1 protein-coding gene (cut by a window edge) is annotated in these 21,640 nt (G+C 70.4%); it reads right to left on the reverse strand.

The annotated features are described in order from the left end of the window. A protein-coding gene (locus AC5IG3_RS00315; protein WP_491896830.1) for an LEPR-XLL domain-containing protein crosses the window boundary here: on the reverse strand, positions 1–21,604 show its 5' portion. Its footprint begins 19,526 nt before the window's first position; 21,604 of the gene's 41,130 nt are visible here — the first part of the coding sequence; the start codon lies at positions 21,602–21,604; the stop codon falls past the left edge of the window. Positions 21,605–21,640 lie beyond the last annotated feature (36 nt).

Genomic DNA, 21,640 nt, shown 5'->3' on the forward strand with positions numbered 1-21,640 from the left:
GACCGGCCAGCACGCGGATGCTGCCGGCGTCGATGCGCCCGCTGAGCGTGACGTTGCGGCCCGACTCCAGCGCGACCGTGGCCAGCGTGGCGCCGCTGGCGGCGCCGATGCGTCCGCCCAGCACCAGCTCGGCGCCCGCTTGCAGGCGCACGCTCGCGGCGGCCTGGCCGGCAGCCTGGGTGGCGTTGAGCAGCGCCGAGTCGTCGCTGCTGATCGCGCTGCCCCCTTGCAGGTGGATGACGTTGGCGCTCAGCGTGGTGCCGAGCTGGCCGTTGACGGCCACGCCGTTGAACAGGCCGCTGGCGGCGCGCCCGGCCAGGTTGACGCCTTGCTGGGCGGTGATGGTGAGCGCGTCGGCGGCGGTCAGCCGGCCCGACAGCACGACCGACAGGCCGGCGTCGATGACGATGTTGGCGGCGGTGATGGAGTCGACCGTGCCGCTGCCGCGGCCCGCCTCGACGGTGGTGACCGCCTCGGTGACCAGGCGGCTCTGCTCGGCATAGACCGGCCGGTCTTCCCAGACCGTGACGGTCTGCAGGTTTTCGACCTTGACCTGCTGCACGCTGGTCTTGTAGACCGGGCGGTAGTCGTAGAGCGTCTGCGCCTGGGTCGACAGGCTGTACGACAGCTGCACGCGCTGGTCGTACATGTCCTGGGTCTTCGAGGTCCAGTCGTAGGCGTAGTTGTTGAAGTCCTCGTAGCGGTTGCCCCAGACCCGGTAGCTCGACACCACGTCGTTGCCGATGCTGTTGTCGCCCAGCCAGCCGTCGCTGGCGGTAAAGGTTTCGCTGCGGCCGCCGTAGTTGACGTGTTCGTAGACCGTGACCCGGGCGGTCTGGCCGTCGATGTAGAGCGCCGAGGCCTTGTCGTTGAAGCCACCCACGCTGCTGCCGGTCGGCCAGTCGAGGTTGAGGGCTGCGCCGCCGTAGTTGATGTGCTCGCGCAGCGCGGTGTAGTCGCCGTAATAGCTGGCGTAGCCGGGTGCGTAGCCGACGATGTTGTTGTACGAGGTCGACTGGCTGCCGTTCAGGTAGACCAGGCTCTGCACCTGGTTGTTGACGAAGCCGTCGACATAGTCGGACGGGCCGACCACGGTGTTGGTGGCGCGCACGCCCTGGCTGGCGCCGGCCACGCCCTCGAAGCCGATGGTGAAGTTGCCGTAGTACTCGGTGTCGGCGATGACCCAGTCGATGGAGCTGTAGACGCCGTTGAAGCGGATGACGCCGTTGCCCTCGCCCGAGCTGTTGTAGGCGTAGCCGCCCGCGCCTTCGGCCAGGCTGCCCGAGCCCCAGCCGCCGCTGACCGAGCTGCCCTGCGACAGCACGCTGAAGTCCTCGTTGCCGAACCACATCACGCCGCCGTCGCCGCTGTTGCCCAGGCTCATCACCGCCATGTAGGGGTTGAGCACCGGGGTCGAGAAGGTGATGCGGCCGCTGCGGTTGCCGCCGTTGAAGCTGATGTATTCGTTGGTCGCGCCCGAGGGCTGGCTGCTCATGTTGCCCCAGGTGTAGTCGCCCGAGCTCCAGCTCTTGCCACCCTGGTTCAGGCCGATGCCTTCGCCGGAGAAGCTCACCGTCACGCCGGCGGCCGAGCCGTTGACGCTGCTGTTGCCGCCGTTGACCTGGTTGTAGCTGGCGTTGTTCCAGTCGACCCAGTTGACGTTGCCGCTGGCCTGGCCGACGCTGGCGCCAGCCGAGGCGTCGACGCCGTTGCTGATGTTGCGCGTCACCTCGGTGCTGCCGCTGTAGTCCCACAGCGGGCGCTGGTTGAGCGTCAGGTTGACGGCGGCGCTGGTGCCCAGCACGCTGGACAGGCCGTTGCTGAGCTGGTAGATGCGTTCGCCACCGCCCCGGTAGCCGACCTTCCAGCTGGCGCCGGTGCCGTCGTAGTCGGTGGCGCCGTCGACGGTCGAGCTGGTGAAGGCCGAGCCCGACTGGGTGTAGGTGACGTTGGCGCTTTCCTGGTAACGGCCGACCAGCTCGCCGGCGAATGTGTTGACCCCGTCGACGTTCTTGGCCTGATCGAGCGTGACCCAGCTGCCGTTGTTCTGGCCGTCGGCGGTGGTGTCGCCACTGAGGTAGCGCGCCTCGCCGGCGCTGGCGACGCTGAGGATGGCCTCCTGCGCGCCCTCGGGCATGACGATGTACTTGTCGCGCCAGTTGGCCACGTCGACGTAGAAGACCTGCTGCGGGTTGGTCTTCCAGCTCGGGGCCAGGGCCACGCCATCGCTGCCCACGGTGCCTTCGGGCAGGGCGCTGGCCGTGCCGTTGATGGTCTGGTTGAGCTGCCAGCCGCTGTAGCTGAACTGGTAGATCGGCATGTAGCCGCTGCTGTTGAGCACGGCCCAGCGCTGCGCGTCCGACAGCTGCGCGAAGCTCTTGTAGGCGTTGGCGGCGGCGTTGATGCGGGTGTAGTCGCCGCTCGGGCGGTCGCTGGGCGCGACCGAGCGCACCGGCACCTGTTCGTTGCCGGCATCGCTCCAGTCGACCACCACCGCCCAGGCCGGTGCGCCGGACTGGCGGTAGCTGTCGTTGAGGTAGTCGACGCCTTCGATCAGCACCTCGCGGAACTTGCGGTCGTCAGCGGCGTTGGGGTTGTAGTAGCCCACCTGGGTGAGCTGCACGTTCATGGTCTCGTAGCGGCTGCCCACGGCGACCAGCTCGGTGCCGACCTGTTCGGTGATCTCGGTCGGCACATAGCTGATGACCGGCACTTCCACCGTGCCGGTGGCGACCTTGACCGTGTCGACCACCACCTGGACCGGCCGGTCGACGGTGACGTAGCTGGTCTTGCTGATGGCCTCGAAGCCGGTCACGGTGGCGTCGGCATCGAGCGTGACCGAGCCGCCGGCCAGCAGGCTGATGGTGCCGGCGGCGTCGAGCACGCCCTGCGCCACCACGCTGATGTTGCCGCCGCGCAGCTCGGCGCGCGACAGGGCGGTGTCCTCCATCTGCGCGCGGGTCCAGGACATGTCGACGCCCGCATGCACGGCGATGTTGCCGGCCGAGTGGACGTTGCCGCCGATGCTGATGGTGCTGCCGGCGCTGAACAGCGCCAGGCCGGTGCTGCCGGTGACGTCGATCAGGCCGTTGATCGTCATCGTCGGTGCGACCACGTGCAGCAGCTTGTCGGCCTTGGCGATGGCCGGGTCGAGTCCGGCGCCGACGGCGCGGCCCGACATCACCAGCGACTTGCGTGCCAGCAGGTACAGGGTCGAATCCGCCCCGGTGGCGTAGACATAGCTGCCCGAGAGCAGGTTGACGTTGTTGCCGCTGACGTCGAGCGCATCGCGCACGTTGACGTTGCGCAGCAGGTTGACGTTGCCCGACAGCGAGGCCAGCCGCATCGTGCCGGTCCTGGCCTGGCCGAGCGCGGCGTTGACCAGCTCGCGCTGGCCGACCACACCGGCGACGCTGATGCCGTCGACCGACTCGACGTCGATGTGCCCGCCCACGGCGGTGTCCAGCGTGCCGCCCGACAGGTAGTTGCCACTGGCGTCGAGCACGATCTGCTGCACCACCACGCCCAGGCCGCTGCTGTCGGTGCCGCCGCGCAGCGTCAGGCGGTCCTGCGCCGTGACCAGGCCGCCGATGTCGATCAGCGAGCGCGAACGCAGCGTGATGTCCGCGCCGGCATCCACCGCGCTGACCGCGCCGCGCAAGGTGACATCGCCGTCGGCCACCAGGCTGATCTGGCCCGGCTGGGCCACGCCGCTGAAGCGGCCGCCGCCGGTCGCGTCGACCGTGATGCTGCTGGCGGCGTTCATGGCCAGGCCGCTGCCGGACAGGCTGGTGCCCGCCTGCGCGTCGATCTCGCCGGTGGCGTAGAGCTGGCCGCCGAAGCCGCTGGCCAGGTTGCCGATCTGGATCTCGCGCGTCGCCCGCAGGCGCACGGACGCCCCCTGGCCCGTGACGGTCTCGGGCAGGCCGGCGTCGAAGCCCATCGCCTCGACGGCCGGGTCGTAGCTGAAGGGATGGTCCTTGCCGGCCAGCAGCGCACCCTGCAGCAGCAGGTCCGAGCCCTGCAGCACGATGCTGCTGGCGTGGCCGGCGCTGTACAGGCGGGCGTTGTCCGACAGCGTCACCTGGCCGCGCGCCAGCAGTTCGACGGCGCTGTCGGCCTCCAGGATGACCGCGCCGGCCTGGCCGGTGGCGGCCCCCAGCGTGATCGCGTCACCGGCGTTGAACTGCAGGTGCTGGCCTGGCGCCTGCGCGCTCAGCACCATATTCCAGACCGCGATGTCGCCGCCGGCGTTGACCTGCATCGAACCCATCAGGCCGATGGCGCCGTGCAGGCGCACGTCGTTGGTGGCATTCAGCGTCAGCTCATGGTCGTAGCTGGCCGCGGTCGCGCCATTGCTGCGCACCACGCCGGCGACGTCGATGTTGCGACCCGACAGCACGATGCTGGCGCCGGTCTCCAGCCAGCCCGAGGCGTCCTGCGCGCCCGACAGGATGGCCAGGTCGCCGCTCAGCGAGCCGATCTGCAGCAGGCCGAGGTCGGCGCCGTCCTTGCCGATGGTGTTGCCGATCAGCACGTCGTTCAGGCCCTGCAGCACGATGCGGCTGCCGGCCGTCAGGGTCTCGAAATGCGCGGTGCTGTAGGTGCGCAGGCTGACCTCGCCGGCCTGCTCGCGCGTGCCGGCGCTGATCAGGATGTTGCGCTGCGCGGTCAGGTTGCCCTTCAGCGCCAGCGTGCCGGTGCCGTTGATGATGATGTCGGCATTGGCGCCGCGGGCGATGAAGTCGCCCTCGATCGTCACCGCACCGGCCGGGTTCATCACCATCGAGCCGCTCAGCGTCTCGATCAGGCTGGTCGACAGGAAGTCGACCGCCAGGGCGCCGGTCACGCTGGTGCCGGCGTGCATGTTGATGCCGCTGTGGGCGCGGATGGCCCCGGCAATGGTGATCACGCCGGCCGGCGCATTCGCCTTGCCCAGGTTGACGACCGAGCCGCGCTGGCTGGCGTCGATCGCGTAGGACCGTGCCGACACGGTCGCACCGCCGCTCGGCGAGGTGCTCGCCAGCTGGCTGAAGCCCAGCCGTTCGGCGCCGCCCGCAGCGGCGGCGGCAATGCGCAGCTCGAAGTTGCTGGTCAGCAGCAGGCGGCCGTCGTCCAGCCGCACCGTGACCTTGCCGGCCAGCACCGAGGCGTCGATGGCGCGCTGCAGATCGGCCACCAGCGCGGCCAGGCCGGTGTTGCCACCGGTGCGCTGGGCGGCCACCGCGATGTCGGCGACCAGGTCGGTCGTGCCCTGCTCGACCGTCAGGCGCAGCGCCGCCGGCGCGCTGAGGTGGCCGTTGGCGAACTCGGCAAAGCCGTCGGCGACGATCTCCTGCGTCCAGGCCGGTGTCAGCACCGACAGGTCGCCCCCGGCCGACAGCGTGATGCTGGCGTCCTGCTGCCAGGTGCGCAGCTGCACATTGCCGCCGATCACCAGGCCTTCGTCGCCCCAGGGGTCGGCCGGCGTGGCGGCGTGGCTGCTGCGGCCGCCGCGCACCTCGATGGTCTTGCCGGCCAGCAGGTCGCGGCCGAGGCGGATCTGTTCGTCGGCGGTGATGCGGATGGCCGAATCACCGGCGAAGTTGCGCACCGTGCTGCCGAGGTAGAAGCCGGCCGCGTCGTAGTGGTCGACGACCTCGCCACCGGCGAGCAGCTGGCCCATCAGCCAGGCGTCCTGCGCCGCGTTGATGACGATCTGGCCGTCCGGCTGGGCGACTGCCGCCACCGCGGCGCCGGGCAGGCGCACGCCGATGTGGTCGGCATTGGCGCCGCCCGACAGCTCGATGCGCGCACTGGCGCGCACCCGCGCGCCGACCTCGACGACCGTGCCGTCCTGCGACACGGTGTTCATGCCCAGGTTGAGCTGGCCGGTGGCGGCCAGCCGCACGGTCGAGCGTTCGGCCGTCCAGGCGATGGACTCGCCGGTCAGGCGGCCGGCGCCGTTGAAGGTCTGCACCGCCTCGCCGCCCGACAGCACCATGCCGCCGAGCTGGACGTTGCCGATGGCGTTGACCTCGACCAGGCCGCCGCTGCCGTCACTGGTCCAGCCGGCGGCCGTCAGGCCGGCGACGGTGTCGAGGATGACGCCGCTGCCGGCGTCGTCGGCGCCCGGGGCGCGCGTGGTGATCAGGCGCACCGAGCGGGCTGCCGCCACCGCGTTGTTGACCAGGATCTGTTCGCCGGCCGTGATGGTGACGGTGGAATCCGGGCCGAGCCAGTCGACGCCGCTGCTGCCGCGCACGCCGCCGGCCAGCACCGCGCCGTGGATCTCGACGTCGTCGGCGCCGCTGATCGTGATGTGGCTGCCGGCCTGCGCCGACGCCAGCGTCGACGCCGCATGCACGTAGACGCTGGTGCCCGCCAGCGGCGCGCCGGCCGGCTGCGAGCCGCGGCCTTCGAGGGTGATGTCGCCATGCACCTCGGCCTCGCCCTGCCAGTAGACGCTGCGGTCGGAGCGGATGACGAGGTCGGAGCCGTCGCCCATCAGGTTGATGCGCCCGCCCACCACCAGCGCGTCGCCGGCCACGTCGACGACGAAGTCGGCGTCGGCCTGCAGCGAGGTGATGCTGCCGGTCAGCAGGAAGCCCGCGCCGCGCTGGCCCAGCAGCACGTGCGGGGCCTGCACCTGCAGCTGCTCGATGACGCCGTCGTTGTTGGCGTCGTAGGCGTAGACCAGGTAGCGCTGCGTGCCGTCGTCGACCAGCCAGCGCTTGCTCGGCGTGGCTGGGGCGTCGGGGTCGGCGTAGTTGACGGTGAAGCTGGTGACCAGCTGCTTGCCAGCCGGGGCGTCGGCCTTGACGTAGACGGTCGCGCTGTACTTGTCGAAGCCCGACTGTTCGAGCACGGCGGCTTGCTGCTCGGCGCTCAGCGCGTCGAAGGCGGTACCGGCCGCCGGCACGGCGACGCGGCTCCAGGTGGTCTCGGCGTTGCGGTAGTCCGTGCCTTCGACGAAGCTCAGGCGGTAGCGGTTGGCGGCGCTGGCGGCGGCGTTCTGGAACACCAGGCCGTTCCAGCGCTGGTAGCCCAGCTTGGCGAGCACATGGTCCTGCTGCTCCAGCGTCAGGTCGGTCCACAACGAGCCCGGCGCGGCCGGCGGCACGCTGGCCCACCAGTCCTGCGCCGTGGTGTCGTAGTCGGCGCCGGAGGCCATGCTGCCCTCGACGAAGCCGTCGATGATCTTCTTGCCGATCGCGGCGCTGTCGTTGACGTAGACCTCGCGGTTGACCGCGTCATAACCGAGGTTGCGCAGCACGACCTCGCGCTGCGCCAGCGTCAGCGCCTCGAAGCCGGTGCCGGCCGCCGGTGCGGCCGTGCCGCCCCAGTCGATCGTGGCCAGGTCATAGGCGCCGCCGCCTTCGGTGAATCCGCTGACCCAGCGCTGGTCGGCGCGGGCATCGGCCTTGAAGAAGTTCAGGCCATCGAAGCGCTCGTAGCCGAGCGCGCGCGCCACCACGTCCTTCTGCGCCTGCGTCAGGCTGGCGAAGCTGGCGTTGGCGGCCGGCGCACCGGCGCTGCCCCAGGCGATGTCGGCATTGGTGTAGTCGGTCACCAGCCCTTGCGTGAAGCTGCTGACGAGCTTCTTGCCCGGCAGCGCCGAGTAGTTGAAGTACTGGGTCGTCGTGCCGGCCGCCTCGGCGATGGCGATGCCGGCCAGCACGGCCTGCTGCTGCGCGGCCGTCAGGTCCTTGAAGGCCACATCAAGCGCCGGGCGCAGGCGCGCCGCGACCAGGCGCTGCTGGTCGAGGTTGAGTTCGTCGAAGGGGTTGTGCTCGACCTGCACGCGCGCGTCGGCGAGCGTCAGGCTGAAGGGCTGCGAGGGCTGATCGGTGCGCACGCGCACGATGGCGTCGACGCTGGTGGCGCTGACGCGCGCGCTGATCGTCGCATCGGCGTTGATCGCCTGGCTCAGACCCTGGGCCACCTTGGTGAGCGTTTCGGCTGCGGTGACGCCAATGTCGCCAGCGGTCACGGTGTAGCTCAGGCGAGTGCCGTCGAGGATCAGGCTCAGCACATCGCCGGCGGCAAAGCTGCCCGACAGCGTCAGCCGGTCGGTCTGCAGCGGCGCGAACGCGACCACGCGGTCGACGACGGCCTTCTGCTCGGCGCTCAGTTGGTCATACGGCAGGCCGGACAGCGGCTTGGCGACGCCGCCCCACTGGGCGTCGGAGATCGCGACGGCGTAGTTGAGGCTGGACGCATTGACCCAGTCCTGCGCGCTGACCGTGCGGTAGTCGAACGGCGTGCTGGCCCAGGCGTCGAGCGGGATCTGGTCGTAGTCGTAGGCATAGCCCAGCGCATTGGCCACCACCAGGCGCTGCGCGATGCTGAGCTGGGCAAAGCTGGCGCCCGCCGCAGGCGCGGCCACGCCGGCCGCGGCCCAGTCGATGGCGGCGTTGCTGTAGTCGGCCGACAGGCCTTGCTCGAAGCCGGCGCGCACCGCGCTGGCGGCATCGGCACCGGCCTTGAAGTAGACCGTGCCGTTGTAGGCGGTGTAGCCCAGCGAGGCCGCCACGGCCTGCTGCTGCGCGGCGCTGAGCGACGCGAAGGCGGTGCCCGCGGCCGGCCGGCCGGCTGCGCCCCAGGCCACGCCGTCGAGCGTGTAGCCGACCACCGGGCTGCTGGAGAGGCTGGTGAGGAAGCGGCCGGTGCCGGGGTTGAAGTAGCCGCCGGCATACACGGTGTAGCCGTTCTGCGCGGCGATGGCGTTGCGCGTCGCCTCGGGCAGGTCGGCGAAGGCGACGTAGTTGGCCACCGAGATGACCTGGGCCGACGCGGCGTCGAGCGCCAGGTTGCTGCTGGTGAACAGCGCCTGCAGGTTGGCCGGCAGGCGGCCGGCCTGCAGCGCGGCGATGGCGCTGGCGATGCCTGCGGCCTCGCTGATGACCACCGGGGCGCCTTTGGCCTCGTAGGTGTTGCCCGGCAGGGTGTTGAAGTAGTCGGCGAACGGATCCTGCACCTCGCCGGCATCGAGCGTCATGCGGCCGGCGGCGGTCAGCGAGCCGGCCAGCGTCAGCTCGCCGCCGCTGTGCAGCGCCAGCGTGGAGTTGGCGCCGGTGAGGTAGGCGCGGTTCTGCTCGTCGAAGCGCGCGCCCGAGACGATGGCGCTGCCCGACAGCACGTGGATGTAGCTGGCCGCGCTCAGGTCGATGCTGCCGCCCGCGTTGCGGGTGGCGACGGTGCCACCTTCAAGCAGCGTCAGGCCGGTGCCGGCGTTGACCACCACCTGGGCATTGGCGCCACCCTCGACGCCGCCGAAGATGCCGGTGGCGCTGTAGATCGAGTGCGAGGTGACCAGGCGCAGCAGGCTGTTGCCGGCCAGCGTCTGGACCGTGCTGCCCTTGTCGGCGGTGAAGCTGTTGATCTCGTCGCCATAGGTGACGAAGCCGCCCTGGCCGGTGCTGGCGCTGACGCGCACGTCGAGCAGCGTGTCGGCGATGGCCCAGCCCATGACGAGGATCTGCTCGTCGGCGTCGAGCAGCAGCTCGGCCGCGCGCAGGCCGGCGTCGGGGGCGCCGTTCGGCGCCTGGCTGTTCTGGCGCTCGATCTTGATCGTGCCGGCGTCCAGCGTCAGGCGCTGGCTCGACTGGGCGTCGCCGACCACCTCGATGCGGTCGGCCACCAGCGTGGCGACGTCGTCGAGGCGGGCCGAGAAGCTGTACTGGCCGACGACGGCGTCCTCGACGTCGCCGATGCGCATCACGCCGCCCGGCGCGCGGTGGCCGATGCTGATCTGCGTGAAGCCGTTGGCCAGCGCGGAGAGATCGCGCATGCCCAGGTCGAGGAAGCCGGTGGCACCGGCCAGCGAGCCGTCGACGCCATAGGTCGACTGGCCGGCGCTGCCGATGCGGTAGTTCTGCGCCACGGCCTGGCTGCGGAGGGTGAACGTCCCCGTGCCCGAGACGCGGTTGGCGCCGGAGGCGAAATCGACGTCGTCGGCGACGATGACGATGGCGCCGCCACCGCTGCCGGTGCTGAGCACGCCCGAGTCGAGCGACAGCAGCGCCTCGCGCGCCGCCAGGCCGATGTCGATGCGGCCGTTGGGTGTCGACAGGCCGCCGCTGGCGCGGCCGCTGTCGACGATGGCCAGGCTGTCGGCCTCGCGCACGACGATGTCGCCCAGGCCGGCGGCCGTGCCCAGGTTGACGACGGTCAGCTCGGCCAGCTGGGTGTCCAGCGTGCCGCGGATGCCGGCGGCCTGCACTTCGAACAGCGCCTGCGGCGCGACGATGCGCGCCGCCGTCACGTCGAGCACGCCGGCGGCGTCGAGCACCAGGTCGGTGCGGTTCCAGTTGACGCCGGCGCCGCTGCGCAGCACGGTGTTGGCGGCCAGGTCGCGCAGCTGCACGCGGTCGAGCGTGTCGTCGAAGTTGACCGTGCGGGTCTGGCCTGCACCGCTGATGACGACCAGCTGGTGGTCGTTCAACTGCAGCGGCGCGCTGGACGTGAAGGTGTCCAGCACCACCGTGTCCTGGCCGTCGCCGGCTTTCAGGTTGAGCACGCCGGCCAGGCTGGCGCGGATCAGGTCGTTGCCCTCGCCAGCGTCGATGGTGTCGACCGCGCCGCGGGCGTCGATGGTGTCGGCGCCGCCACCGCCGAAGACGGTGTTCTCGCCCGCGCCCATGTCGATCAGGTCGGCGGCCTCGCCGCCGATGAAGCGGTCGTTGCCGTCGCCCCCCAGGAACTGGATGCCGCTGATCAGGCCGCTGACGAACTCGTCCTTGCCGGCGCCGCCGCGGATGATGCTGCCGCCCTGGCCACCCAGCACCATGAAGCTGTCGTTGCCCAGCCCGCCGTCGAAGTCCAGCGCGGCCTTGACACCGCGACCGACGTAGACGAAATCGCTGCCGGCGCCGCCGTAGGCGACGATCTTCTTGACCGCCGAAGCGGCATAGGTGTCGGTCTCGCCCAGCGTGGCCACGGTGATCTGCGAACCGTCGCCGTTGGTGTCGATGTTGAACGACTCGTTGACGATGTCGTTGTAGCGCGCGTCGCCGTAGCGGCCGAGCGTGTCGCCCATGTGCAGGTAGAGCGTGCCGTCGGCGTCGAGGTGGCTGATGTCGGGCGGCGAGCCCAGGCTCCAGCGGTAGCTGCCCGAGACGGTGATGCCCATCACCGTGGCCTGGGCGGCCAGGTAGGCGCTGGCCGGGGTGATGTCGATCTCGCCACGGAAGCCGGCGAGGGTGAAGTCGATCGTGAACAGGCCGACGTCGATCTCGAAGTCCAGCGAGCCCCAGGCCGCGCCGGCAAAGCGCGGCTGGCTGCTGAACAGCACGCTCATGCCGGCGTTCAGGTGCAGCGGCCCCAGGTGGATGTCGAGCTCGGTCTTGCCGCGCACCTCGAAGGCACCGCCCGAGGTGATGAAGCCGCCGACGTCGATGCGCAGCGCACCGAAGAAGTCGAGGTGGCCGTTGAAGTCGAGCTTGAACTCGTTGTTGACCAGGCTGACGCGGCCGTCGAAGTCGACGTCGAAGGCCAGCACCTTGATCTGACCGACCAGGCCCAGGTCGAACAGCGTGTTGGCGGCGATGACGTCGCCCTGCAGCGTGGTGTAGTCCTGCGAGCTGGTGTTGATCTGCAGCCGTGCGTTGGCCGAGACGTTCAGCACCGACACGCCGAAGCCGAGCCGGGTGTCGACCAGCAGCGCGAAGAACGGCGTGTTGGTGGCGTCGACGCCGAACGCTGCCGCGCCCTTGACGCCGATCTCGCCGAAGGTGCCGAGGTCGAGCGTGACGTCCATCGCGGCCTGGATGCCGCTGCGCTCGATCAGCAGGTCGACCGCGCCGTTCATCGCCAGCGGGCCGATCTCGATGGTGGCCTTGCCCGACAGGCGCAGGCTCTGCGGATCGAGGCTGACCTGCGCGGCCTGGCCGGCGGCGGTGAAGAAGGTGCCGGTCTGGGCATCGCGCCCGCGCACCTGCTGGCTGACGCTGGTGGTGTTGATCTGCAGCAGGAACTGGCCGGCGACGCTGAAGACGCCGCCGCCGTCGATGATCGTCGAGCTGGGGTTGGCGCCGCCCACTTCGAGGCTGCCGTAGAGGCCGCTCTGGTTGCCGCTGGCCGCGCCGTCGACCACCAGGCCGAGCGTGCCGGTGACGCCCAGCGGTTCGAGCAGCGGCAGGTCGAGCTCGGCGGTGACGCCCAGCTCGACCGTGACGCGCGACTGCACGTTGGCGACGATGACGGCGAAGTCGCCGCGCAGGTCGAGCGCGCCCGAGAACAGGTCGAGGTTGCCGCGGCCGGTGAGGGCCGCGTAGGGCCCGGTCCAGCTGGCGTCCTTGCCCGGCGGGTAGGCGCCGATGGTGAAGGTCGAGAAGCCGGTCAGCGGCCGGAACGCGTCGGGCACGACGTAGGTGACATCGCGGCCGAAGGTGTTGAGCTGCAGCTGCAGCTCGGCGTTCAGCCGCGCCACCGGGCCCAGGTCGAGGTTGGCCGCCAGGTCCAGGCGCAGCGCGGCGCCGCCCTGGTTGAGGACGAGCAGGCCGGTGGCCTCGCGCCGCAGGTTCAGGCCGTCGGGGCCGATCTGCAGGTTGACGTCGGCAAAGGCGGTCAGGCCGTCGCTTTCGCTGACGCGGAAGTCGAGCGCGCCGTCCATCTTGACCAGGCCGAACAGGTCGACCTCCATCAGCCCGTAGAGGCGCAGGAACTGCTCGCTGTAGTCGAGCACCACCGGCGCCCGCGGGTTGCCGGTGTCGATGGCGTAGCCCGGCCGGGTCACGCCCTGGGCATCGTCGGGATGGGTCCAGCGGCTTTGGCTGAAGTCGATCGTCGTCAGCGCGACGGCGACCTGCAGGCTGGCGTCGTAGCTGACCGCGCCGCTGGCGGCATCGGTGACGAAGTCGCCGACGCCGATCGACACGCGTGAGCCGGTGTTGATCTCGATGGCGAGGTCGCGGGCCTGCGCGGTCGCGCCCGGCACGCCGACCAGGCCGACCGTGTCGACGGTGGCGCGACCGGCGATGTACACGCCCAGGTCGACGCCGCTCAGGCTGATGACCGATTCCTTGGCGATGACCAGGCCGAGGTCGAGGTTCTGCACCACCAGGCCGACGGCGGCGGTGTTGACGCTGTCGCGCGCGTCGATGCGGCCGTCGCCGTTGCTGTCCCAGAAATAGCCGTGGCCGTCGGCCGGCATGCCCAGGAAAGCGTTGGCATCGTTGATGCCCAGCGCCAGCGTGGTGACGGTGGTGGTCTGGCCGTTGCTGAGGGTGACGGTTTCCGAGCCGCGCTTGGTCAGCGCCATCGAGGCCGACATCTGCAGCGCGCCGCCGAGGTTGATCTCGGCGTAGCCGATCTGGGCCTGGACGATTTCCTCGCTGAAGTCGAGGAAGACCATGTTGCTGCCACCGGCCGGCAGCGCGAAGCCGGCCGCGTCGATGCGGCCGTTCTGGTTGCGGTCTTCGCTGCCGTCGAGCACGCCGTTGCCGTTGGTGTCTTCGGTGTAGTCGCGGAAGCTCGGGCTGAGGGCGTAGTTGATCGACGGCGGACCGAAGACCTGCAGCGCCGCGTTCACCACCGGCCCGGCCGTGGGCAGCACGAAGGTGTTGATGTTGACGTGCACGTCCTCGGCGCGCACTTCCATCAGTGCCGGGTCGACCCCGACCAGCGAGGCGCTGGCGATGTCGGCCCGGGCCGAGACGAACTTGGGTGCGTACTGGGCCAGGCCCGGAATCGCGGTGGCCAGCGTGGGCGTCATCAGCGCCAGGCCGAAGTCGACGTCGGTCAGCTCGACGCCCACCGCCGAGGCGTTGATCTGGTCGGGAATGCCATCGGGCGCACCCTGCGCGCCGCTCAGGTCGTCGCCGTAGCGGTAGGGGCCGCCCACGCCGGCGAAGCCGACCAGGTTGGCGCCGCCCAGCGTCAGCGCCGAGACCTGCAGGTCCAGCGTCGAGCCGATCGCCGTGCCGGTAGCCGTGCCAAGGTCCTGCAGCAGCGGGGCCAGCCCGCCGGTGTTGACAGTGACGTCGTAGACCTCGCCCTTGCGGAAGGCCAGCGAGCCGCGCAGGTGCAGGAAGTCGGCCACGGCGATCTCGGCCAGGCCGATGTCGAGGCCCATCAGCTCGGTGCCGCCGAAGTCGAGCACCACCGGCGCACCGCCGGTGGCGATCTGCAGGCCGCGGTCGGCACCGTTGACGATGCTCGAATAGACCGGCATGGCGCGCATCAGCCCGCCCAGGGCCTTGCCGCCGGTGTTGACGTCGACCGTGATGTCCTGGCCGAGTACCTTGAGCACGTCGCCGAAGCCGTAGGCTCCCAGCTCATCGGCCTGGGCGCTGAGCGAGAAGACCTTCTCGGCCTCGAAGAAATCAGGCAGATCGGCCTTGAAGCTGCCGATCGCCAGGTCCAGTCCCTGCATGCCGAAGCCGACCAGGCCGGACTGCGAGGCCAGCGAGCGGCCGAAATCGGGGTTGCCGGCGCCGACGAACAGGCTGACGTCGCTGGCGCCGAAGCTGACGCCCTTGAAGGTGACGTCCGACAGCGTCGAGTAGTCGTCCGACAGGCCGCCGATCAGCTTCATGGCGTCGATGACGCTGCTGGCGGTGCTGCCCAGCAGGCCCTGCACCAGGCCCAGTTCACGCGGCAGGCCGGTGGCCATGTCGGCGGTGAAGGTCTGGCCCAGGTTGAGCTTGAAGTCGCCTTCGAGGTGGATGAAGTCGCCCAGGTCGATGCGCAGGTCGGGCAGGCTGATGTTGCCGAAGATGCCGTCCAGGCCGATGTTGAGGTCGATGCCCTGGATGAACTTCAGGCCGTCGATCAGCCACTGCGGCGTGTTGAGCGTGAACTCCGGCAGCCAGCCGGTCAGGCTCTGCAGGCTGATGCTGGGCAGCAGGTTGCCGGGCAGGCTGAAGCTGGGCAGGCCGATGTCGAAGCTCGGCAGGCTGGGCAGCTCGGGGAAGTCGATGTCGGGGAAGGACAGTGCCAGCGTCGGCCAGGTGAGCGCCAGGCCGGTGAGCGCGCTCAGGTCGATGCGGAGGTTGCCCAGATCGAACGGCGGCAGCTCGAACAGCTTGAAGTCGGGGAAGGCCGGCAGCGTCGGCAGCGTCAGGCTGGGGAACTGCAGCTGCCACTGCGGCCACAGGTCGATCAGGTCGCGCAGGTCGCCCAGGCTCAGGCGCGGGATGTCGAAGGTCGGGAAGCTCGGCAGGTCCGGGAAGCTGATGTCGGGGAACTGCAGCTTGAGCGACGGCCAGCCGGCGTAGAGCTTGCCGATCGCCGGCAAGGTCAGCGTTGGCAGGTTGATGTCGAAGTCGGGCAGACCCAGGTAGAGCGACCAGTCGAAGTTGGGCAGGCTGGGCAGGCTGAAGCCCGGCAGGCTGAAATCGAACGGCAGCGGCGGCAGGTCGGGCAGGCTGGGGAAGCTGAAGTCGGGGAACTGCAGCTGCAGCGACGGCCACAGCGCGTAGAGCCGGCCGAGCGAGGGCAAGGTCAGCGACGGCAGGTTCAGGTCGAGGTCGGGCAGGCCCAGCTGCAGCGACCAGTCGAAATCGGGCAGGCTGGGCAGCGTGAAGCCCGGCAGCGCAAAGCGCAGCGAGGCCAGGCTGGGCAGGCCGAAGCTCAGGGTCGACAGGTCCGGCAGGCTGAAGGTGGGCAGGTTCAGGCCGAGGTCGCCCAGGTCGATGCCGGGCAGGTTGAGGCCGAAGTCGAAGACCTGGCTGATCTCGAACAGGTCGAACACGCCCAGCGTGGCGTCGACGCGCACGCCCAGCAGGTTGCTGTCGAAGTCGAGCACCATCTCGCGCCCGGCGCTGCCCACCGGGATGCGCCAGCCGCCGTCGGGCAGCTGGCTGTAGTCGACGTAGAAGCCCGGCAGCGGGTAGTCGCCGGCAAAGGCGCCGTTGAGCTGGACCTCGATGTCGCGGCCCTCCAGCGTCAGCCAGGGGTCGGTGCCGACCAGGCCGGCCAGCGCGGCGCGGGCGTCGAGGCTGAAGAAGTGCACGCCCGGCAGGCTCAGGCCCGAGGCCTGGTGCGGCGCCAGCAGGCTCATGGCGAAGTCCATGTCCTCGATGGCGAAGCCGATCGCGCCGGTGTTGACGCCGTCGGCGGCGTCGATCACGCCGTCGCCGTTGGCATCGGTCTTGTACGGCCCGTTCATGCCGACGAAGGCCTGCACGCCCAGGCCGCTGATGACCAGCGCGTCGGCCGGGGCGATCAGCTCCAGGCCGGGCAGCTTGAACGACACGTCGTCGAGCACGCGTTTCTGGAAGGCGAATCCGCCTTCGAGCGTGACCAGTCCGGCCAGCGTGGCCTTGGCATGGCCGACGTTGGCTTCGATCAGCTCGCCGGCAAAGTCCAGCACCATCGGGCTGCCGCCGGTGGCGATCTCATGGCCGTCGTTGCGGCCGCCATCGGTGAAGTCGGCGATGCTGCCGGCCTTGCTGCTGAGGTTGACGCCGATGTTGACGTCCTGCAGGTTCAGCTCCAGAAAGTTGCCTGCGCCAACCAGGCCGGCCTGCCCAGCATGGGCTTTGAAGGCGGTGAAGCTGGTGCCGGCGACGCCGCCCAGGCGGTTCAGCAGCGTGTTGTTGGCCTTGTACAGACCGAGGCCGAAGCTCAGGTCGTCGATCACCAGGCCGATCGCGTCGGGATTGCTGGCGTCGGCGGCGGTCAGCACGCCGTCGCCGTTGGTGTCGTTGCGGTAGGGGCCGCCGACGCCCACGAAGGCCTGCACATGCTCGGCGCCGATCTCGAAACCGCGCGTGGGCACGTTGTTGAGCGTCAGGCCCGAGGCGTTCTTGACCGTCAGCGGCGCGGTGGCGCCCTGCTGGAAGGCGAAGCTGCCCTGCAGGTGCACGAAGTCGCCGATGCGCAGCGTGGCCTGCTCGACGCTGGCGCGCACGGTGTCCGTGCGCATGTCCAGCAGCAGCGGCTCTGCGCCGGTGGGCAGCAGGTAGCCGTCGGTGGACGCGAAGCTGGTCAGCAGGTTCAGCGCCGCGCCGCTGGAGGCGCGGTTGAGCGCCACATCCAGGCCCCGCGCGGACAGCTCGAAGTCCTGCGGATCGAAGCCGTACACCGCCACGGTGTCGGCATGCGCCTTCAGCGCGCTGTAGCTGGTGGTGCCGGCCTTGACCTGCAGCAGGCCGAAGTCCACGCCCTCGGCGCCCAGGCCGTAGAGCGAGGCCGCCTGGTTGGCGAAGCTGCGGTCGGGGTCGATGCCGTTGTCGGCATAGCCGACGAAGACGTCGATGTCCGAGCCGCCGATCGAGAAAGCCTTGGCGCCGCGCACCGACTGGCCGGTGGCGGTGGTCAGCGTGCCGAGGCTGCTCTTCTGGAAGCCGATCGCGCCACGGGCGTAGACGAAGTCGGAGATCGCCAGCACGGCCTCTTCGGCAAACACACCCACGCGGGCGCCGGAGAAGTCGAGCGTGACCGGCGTGGCCCCGGTGGCGATCTGCAGCGCGCGGCTGCCGGCGAAATTGAGCTCGCGCCCGGCGGTACTCGATGCGTTGTAGGCCAGGTTCAGGCCCGAGACCGAGAGCTGCAGCGTGGCCGGGTCGAAGCCGTAGACCGCCATGTGGTCGGCGTGCGCGGCGAGCGAGGTGTAGCTGATGCCCGAGCGGTCCTTCAGGCTCAACAGGCCGAAGTCGAGGCCGTCGACGCCAAAGCCGTACAGGCCGTCGGCCTGCGCGGCCAGCGTGCGCGCCGGGTCGATGCCGTTGTCGGCGTAGCCGACGAAGGCGGTCACGCCCGAGCCGCCGATGGCAAAGCCCTGCGCGCCGACCACCGTGGTGGCGGCCGCGCCGGCCTTCAGCGTGTTGGCGTAGTTGGCCTGCTCGAAGCCGATGGCGCCGCTGAAGTAGAGGAACTGCGAGACCGACAGCGTGGCGGTCTCGGCGTACACGCCCAGGCGCTGGCGTGCGCCCAGGTCCATCACCACCTGGCCGCTGCTGCCCAGCGCCAGGCCGCCGCCAAACGAGGCGGCGTAGTCGATGGTCGTGCCGTTGGCGGCGGCCGAGTTGATCTCCAGCGTCAGGCCCTGGGCCGACAGCTCGAAGGTGGCTGGGTCGAAACCGTAGACGCGGGCGTCGGCCATGTCGGCCTTCAGCGCGCTCCACGACTGGCCGCCGGCCTTGGTCAGCAGCAGGCCGAAATCGACGCCTTCGACACCAAAGCCGTAGAGGTTGGCGGCCTGTTCCTGCAGTGTCTGGCTGCCGTCGAAGCCGCCTTCGGCATAGCCGACGAAGGCAGTCACGTCCTGGCCGGTGATGGCCAGCATCGAGGCGCCGCTGAGGCTGCTGCGGTTGCTGAGCTTGAGCGGGTTAGTGGGTGCCAGGCGCTCGAAGCCGATGCGGCCGGAAAAGCGCGCGAAGTCGGACACCTCGAGCGTCATGTCGCCTTCGGCGCGCACCATGTTGCCGCGGGCGCCGTCGAGCGTCAGCGTCTGGGTCAGGCCGGTGCCGGTGGCCACGTCCAGGTCCTGGGCGGCAAAGTCGACCACGCGGTCGCCGGCCTTGCTGGCCTGGTTGACTTCGACGGTGAGGTTGCGCACCGTCGGCGCGATCGCGTCGAGGCCGACGAAGCCGACGCTGCCGGCCTGCGCCTGCAGCGCCGTCCACTGGCGCGTCTCGTCGTCCTGCGACGTCATCATCGCCAGCGCAAAGCCGATGTTGTGCAGCGCCAGGCCGACCGCGTCGGCCGTGCCGCCGTTCACGCCGGCAAAGGCCTCGACCGCATCGGCCCCGACCGTGAGCACGTCGACATCGACTTCCTCGGCCGGCAGCAGGCCACGCTGCGCCAGCGTGACGGTGGTGCTGCTCTTCTCCAGCGCCAGGTTGCCGTCGATCTGCACGAAGCCGGCGACGTCCAGGTGCATCTGGCCGCTGACCTTCAGCAGTTGGCCCTGCTCACCGTCCATGTTCAGCGCCAGCGTGCTGTCGGTGCCGGTCAGCACGTTCAGCGCCGTCGCACCGGCGGCGTAGTCGACCACCGCATCGCTGGCCTTGGCCGAGCGGTTCAGGTTGAACTCGACGCCGCTGCCCGACAGCGCCACGCCGGGCATGCCCTCCAGGCTGGCGCTGCCGATCTCGGCCTGCACGCTGGTCCAGCGCCGCGTGCTGTCGGCGCGCGCGCTCATCAGCGCCAGGCCGAACTGCACGCCGGCCATCTGCAGGCCGGTGAATTCGCCGGCCGCGCCGACCACGCCGGCACGCGCCGTCAGGTTCTGGCCGCCCAGCGTCAGCAGGTCGACCAGCACGCCGCTGTTGGCCTCGTCGGTCAGCAGCGTGTTCAGGCTGTCGGCCGCCAGCTTGACGGTGGCACGGCTGTGCAGGAAGGCGAAGTCGCCGCTGACGCGGAAGAAGTCGCCGGCGATCAGCTCGGCGCCGCTCAGCGCCACTTCCTGGCGGCCGGCCTCCAGCGGACCGAAGGTGTGGGTCAGGCCGGCAACGTCGATGCGCCGGCCGGTGGCGCTGGCGCTGGTCGAATTCCAGCGCACGCTGGCCTGGTCGGCCGAGACCTGCAGCGCGTCGCCGAGCGCCAGGTCGACCGCGCCCGAGGCTTCGAGCAGCGTGCCGGCACTGCCGGCGCGCACGACCAGCGCGACCTGGGCGCCGGCCACGCCGGCGTGGAAATCGCCCGCCTGCAGCCAGGTGCTGGCCGAGCTGGCCAGCGCCATCAGGTCGCCATTGACGGCATCGCGCTGGAAGGCGAAGTCGCCCGCCAGGCCGAAGTTGTCGGCCAGCGTGGCCTGCAGGCCGGTGATGCGCACGGTGGGCGTGGCATTGGCGGCGAGCGCACCCATCGCGTGGCTGAAGCCACCGAAGCTGAGCGTGCGCGCCGCCAGCGCGGCACCGGTGCTGTTGACCTCGATCCGCACGTCGTCGGCGCTGACGTTGGCGAATCCGCCGCCATCGATCGCGACCGCGCCCGAGGCCTGCAGCGCGTAGCGGCCGCCGGTCGGCGCCACCACCAGGCCGAATGCACCTTGGTCCAGGCCGACGCTGACGTCGGCCGCTTCCAGGCGGGCGCTGATGCCGCTGCCGGCCATCAGCAGGCCGGTGTCGGAGTGGGCGATGCCGAGCGTGCCCGACAGGCTCAGCGCGCCGGGCACGTCCAGCGTCGCGCTGCCCGAGACCATGCTGCGCTCGCCCTCGTCATCGCTGTCGAAGGTGTAGGGGGTGGCGCCGACGCTGAACGACTGCGGCGTGGCCGACAGGTCGAGCAGGCTGTCGTTGGGCTGGCCAGCGACGCTGCCCAGGCCGAGGCCGAAATCGAAGCTCAGCGACTGCGCGGCGAGGGTGATGTCACCGGTGCCGGTCAAGGACAGGCCGCCGACCGAGCCCTCGCCCCAGACATAGCCGACGTCCGAGGTGCTGCTGTCGAGCCAGAGCAGGCCGACGTCGGCGTCGCTGACAAGCAGGCCGGGCCGGCTCAGGTCGGTGGCGTCGAAGCCGAGGTAGGCGCTGGCGTCTTCCAGGCCCAGCGTCCAGGCGTCGTAGGTGCCGCTGCCGATGCTGAGACCGCTGGTGCGGCCGACCGCGATCGTGCCCGACAGCGTCAGGCCGTCGCCCAGGTTGAGCGAGCCGCTCAGGCTGAAGCCGGCCGTCTGGCCGAAGTAGCTGGCGTTGAAGGCCTCGCCGATCAGGTCTTCGTCGGCCAGGCCGCCGGCGCCGGTGGCCTGCAGGGCCAGGGCCAGGAAGCTGGTGGTCGGGTCCAGTTCGTGCGCGACCAGCTGCAGCGAGTCGTCGTTCTGGCTGAGCGTGTAGTACAGGCCGTTGGCGGTGTCGACCAGGCCCGATGCGTCGTTGAAGGCGCCGCTGTAGCTGCCGAAGGTGAAGATGGTGAAGGTGTCGCCGTCGCTGGGCCTGAAGTCGCCGAACAGGCTGATCTGCAGCCGGCCGTCGAGCTGGGCCAGGCCCGTGACGTTGACCTGGTCGTAGCCACTGCCTGGCGCACGGCCGCCCAGCTCGATCTGGGTGACTGCATCCGCCGTCAACGTGAGCGCGCCGAGGTCCTGCCGACCCGGGGAATAGCCCGGCGCCAGCGTACCGGCAACGAGCACCGGCAGGTCGAGGTGGCCACTGCCGGCCAGCGTCGCGCCGGCGTCGACCACCAGGGCGCTCAGCGCGTCCAGGCCTCCGGCCTGCACCAGACCGGCGGTGTCGTAGCGGCCGTCGGCCAGCTGGCGGATCGTGTCGCCCAGCGGCGTGTCGACCACGCCAGACGTCAGGGCTCCGGCGGCACTGCCGCTGGCCAGCACGCCGGCGTTGCTGCCGGACAGGCCCAGCAGCAGCGGGGCGTCGCTGGCGGCGGCGGCGTCCAGCGTCAGGTTGTCCAGCACGCCGGCCATGAAATCGGCGTAGGCCGGGTCACCCAGGGCCAGGGCGGAGTCGAGAAAGGCGGCGCGCGTGTGCGCCAGCGTCGCGTCAAAGGCTGCGGCGTCGACCTGGAAGTTGCCCGGTGCCGGCCCGTCGGGGTTCACCGACGCGGGCGCGTCAGCCCCGGCCTGAGGGTCGGGCAGGCCCAGATCGACGACCAGCACATCGTCGGGGTTGACACCGGCCGCAGCGCCGACAGCGGCGAGCGGATCGGCCGACAGCAGGATGCGCTGCTCCAGTGCCTCGATCTGGAAGGTGCTGCGCACGAGCTGGCGCAGCAGGCGGGACATCGGTGCAGGAGTGGATTTGTTTTTTGAACGCAGCAT

The sequence above is a fragment of the Leptothrix sp. (in: b-proteobacteria) genome (assembly GCF_965250675.1).
Lineage (GTDB): Bacteria > Pseudomonadota > Gammaproteobacteria > Burkholderiales > Burkholderiaceae_C > Sphaerotilus.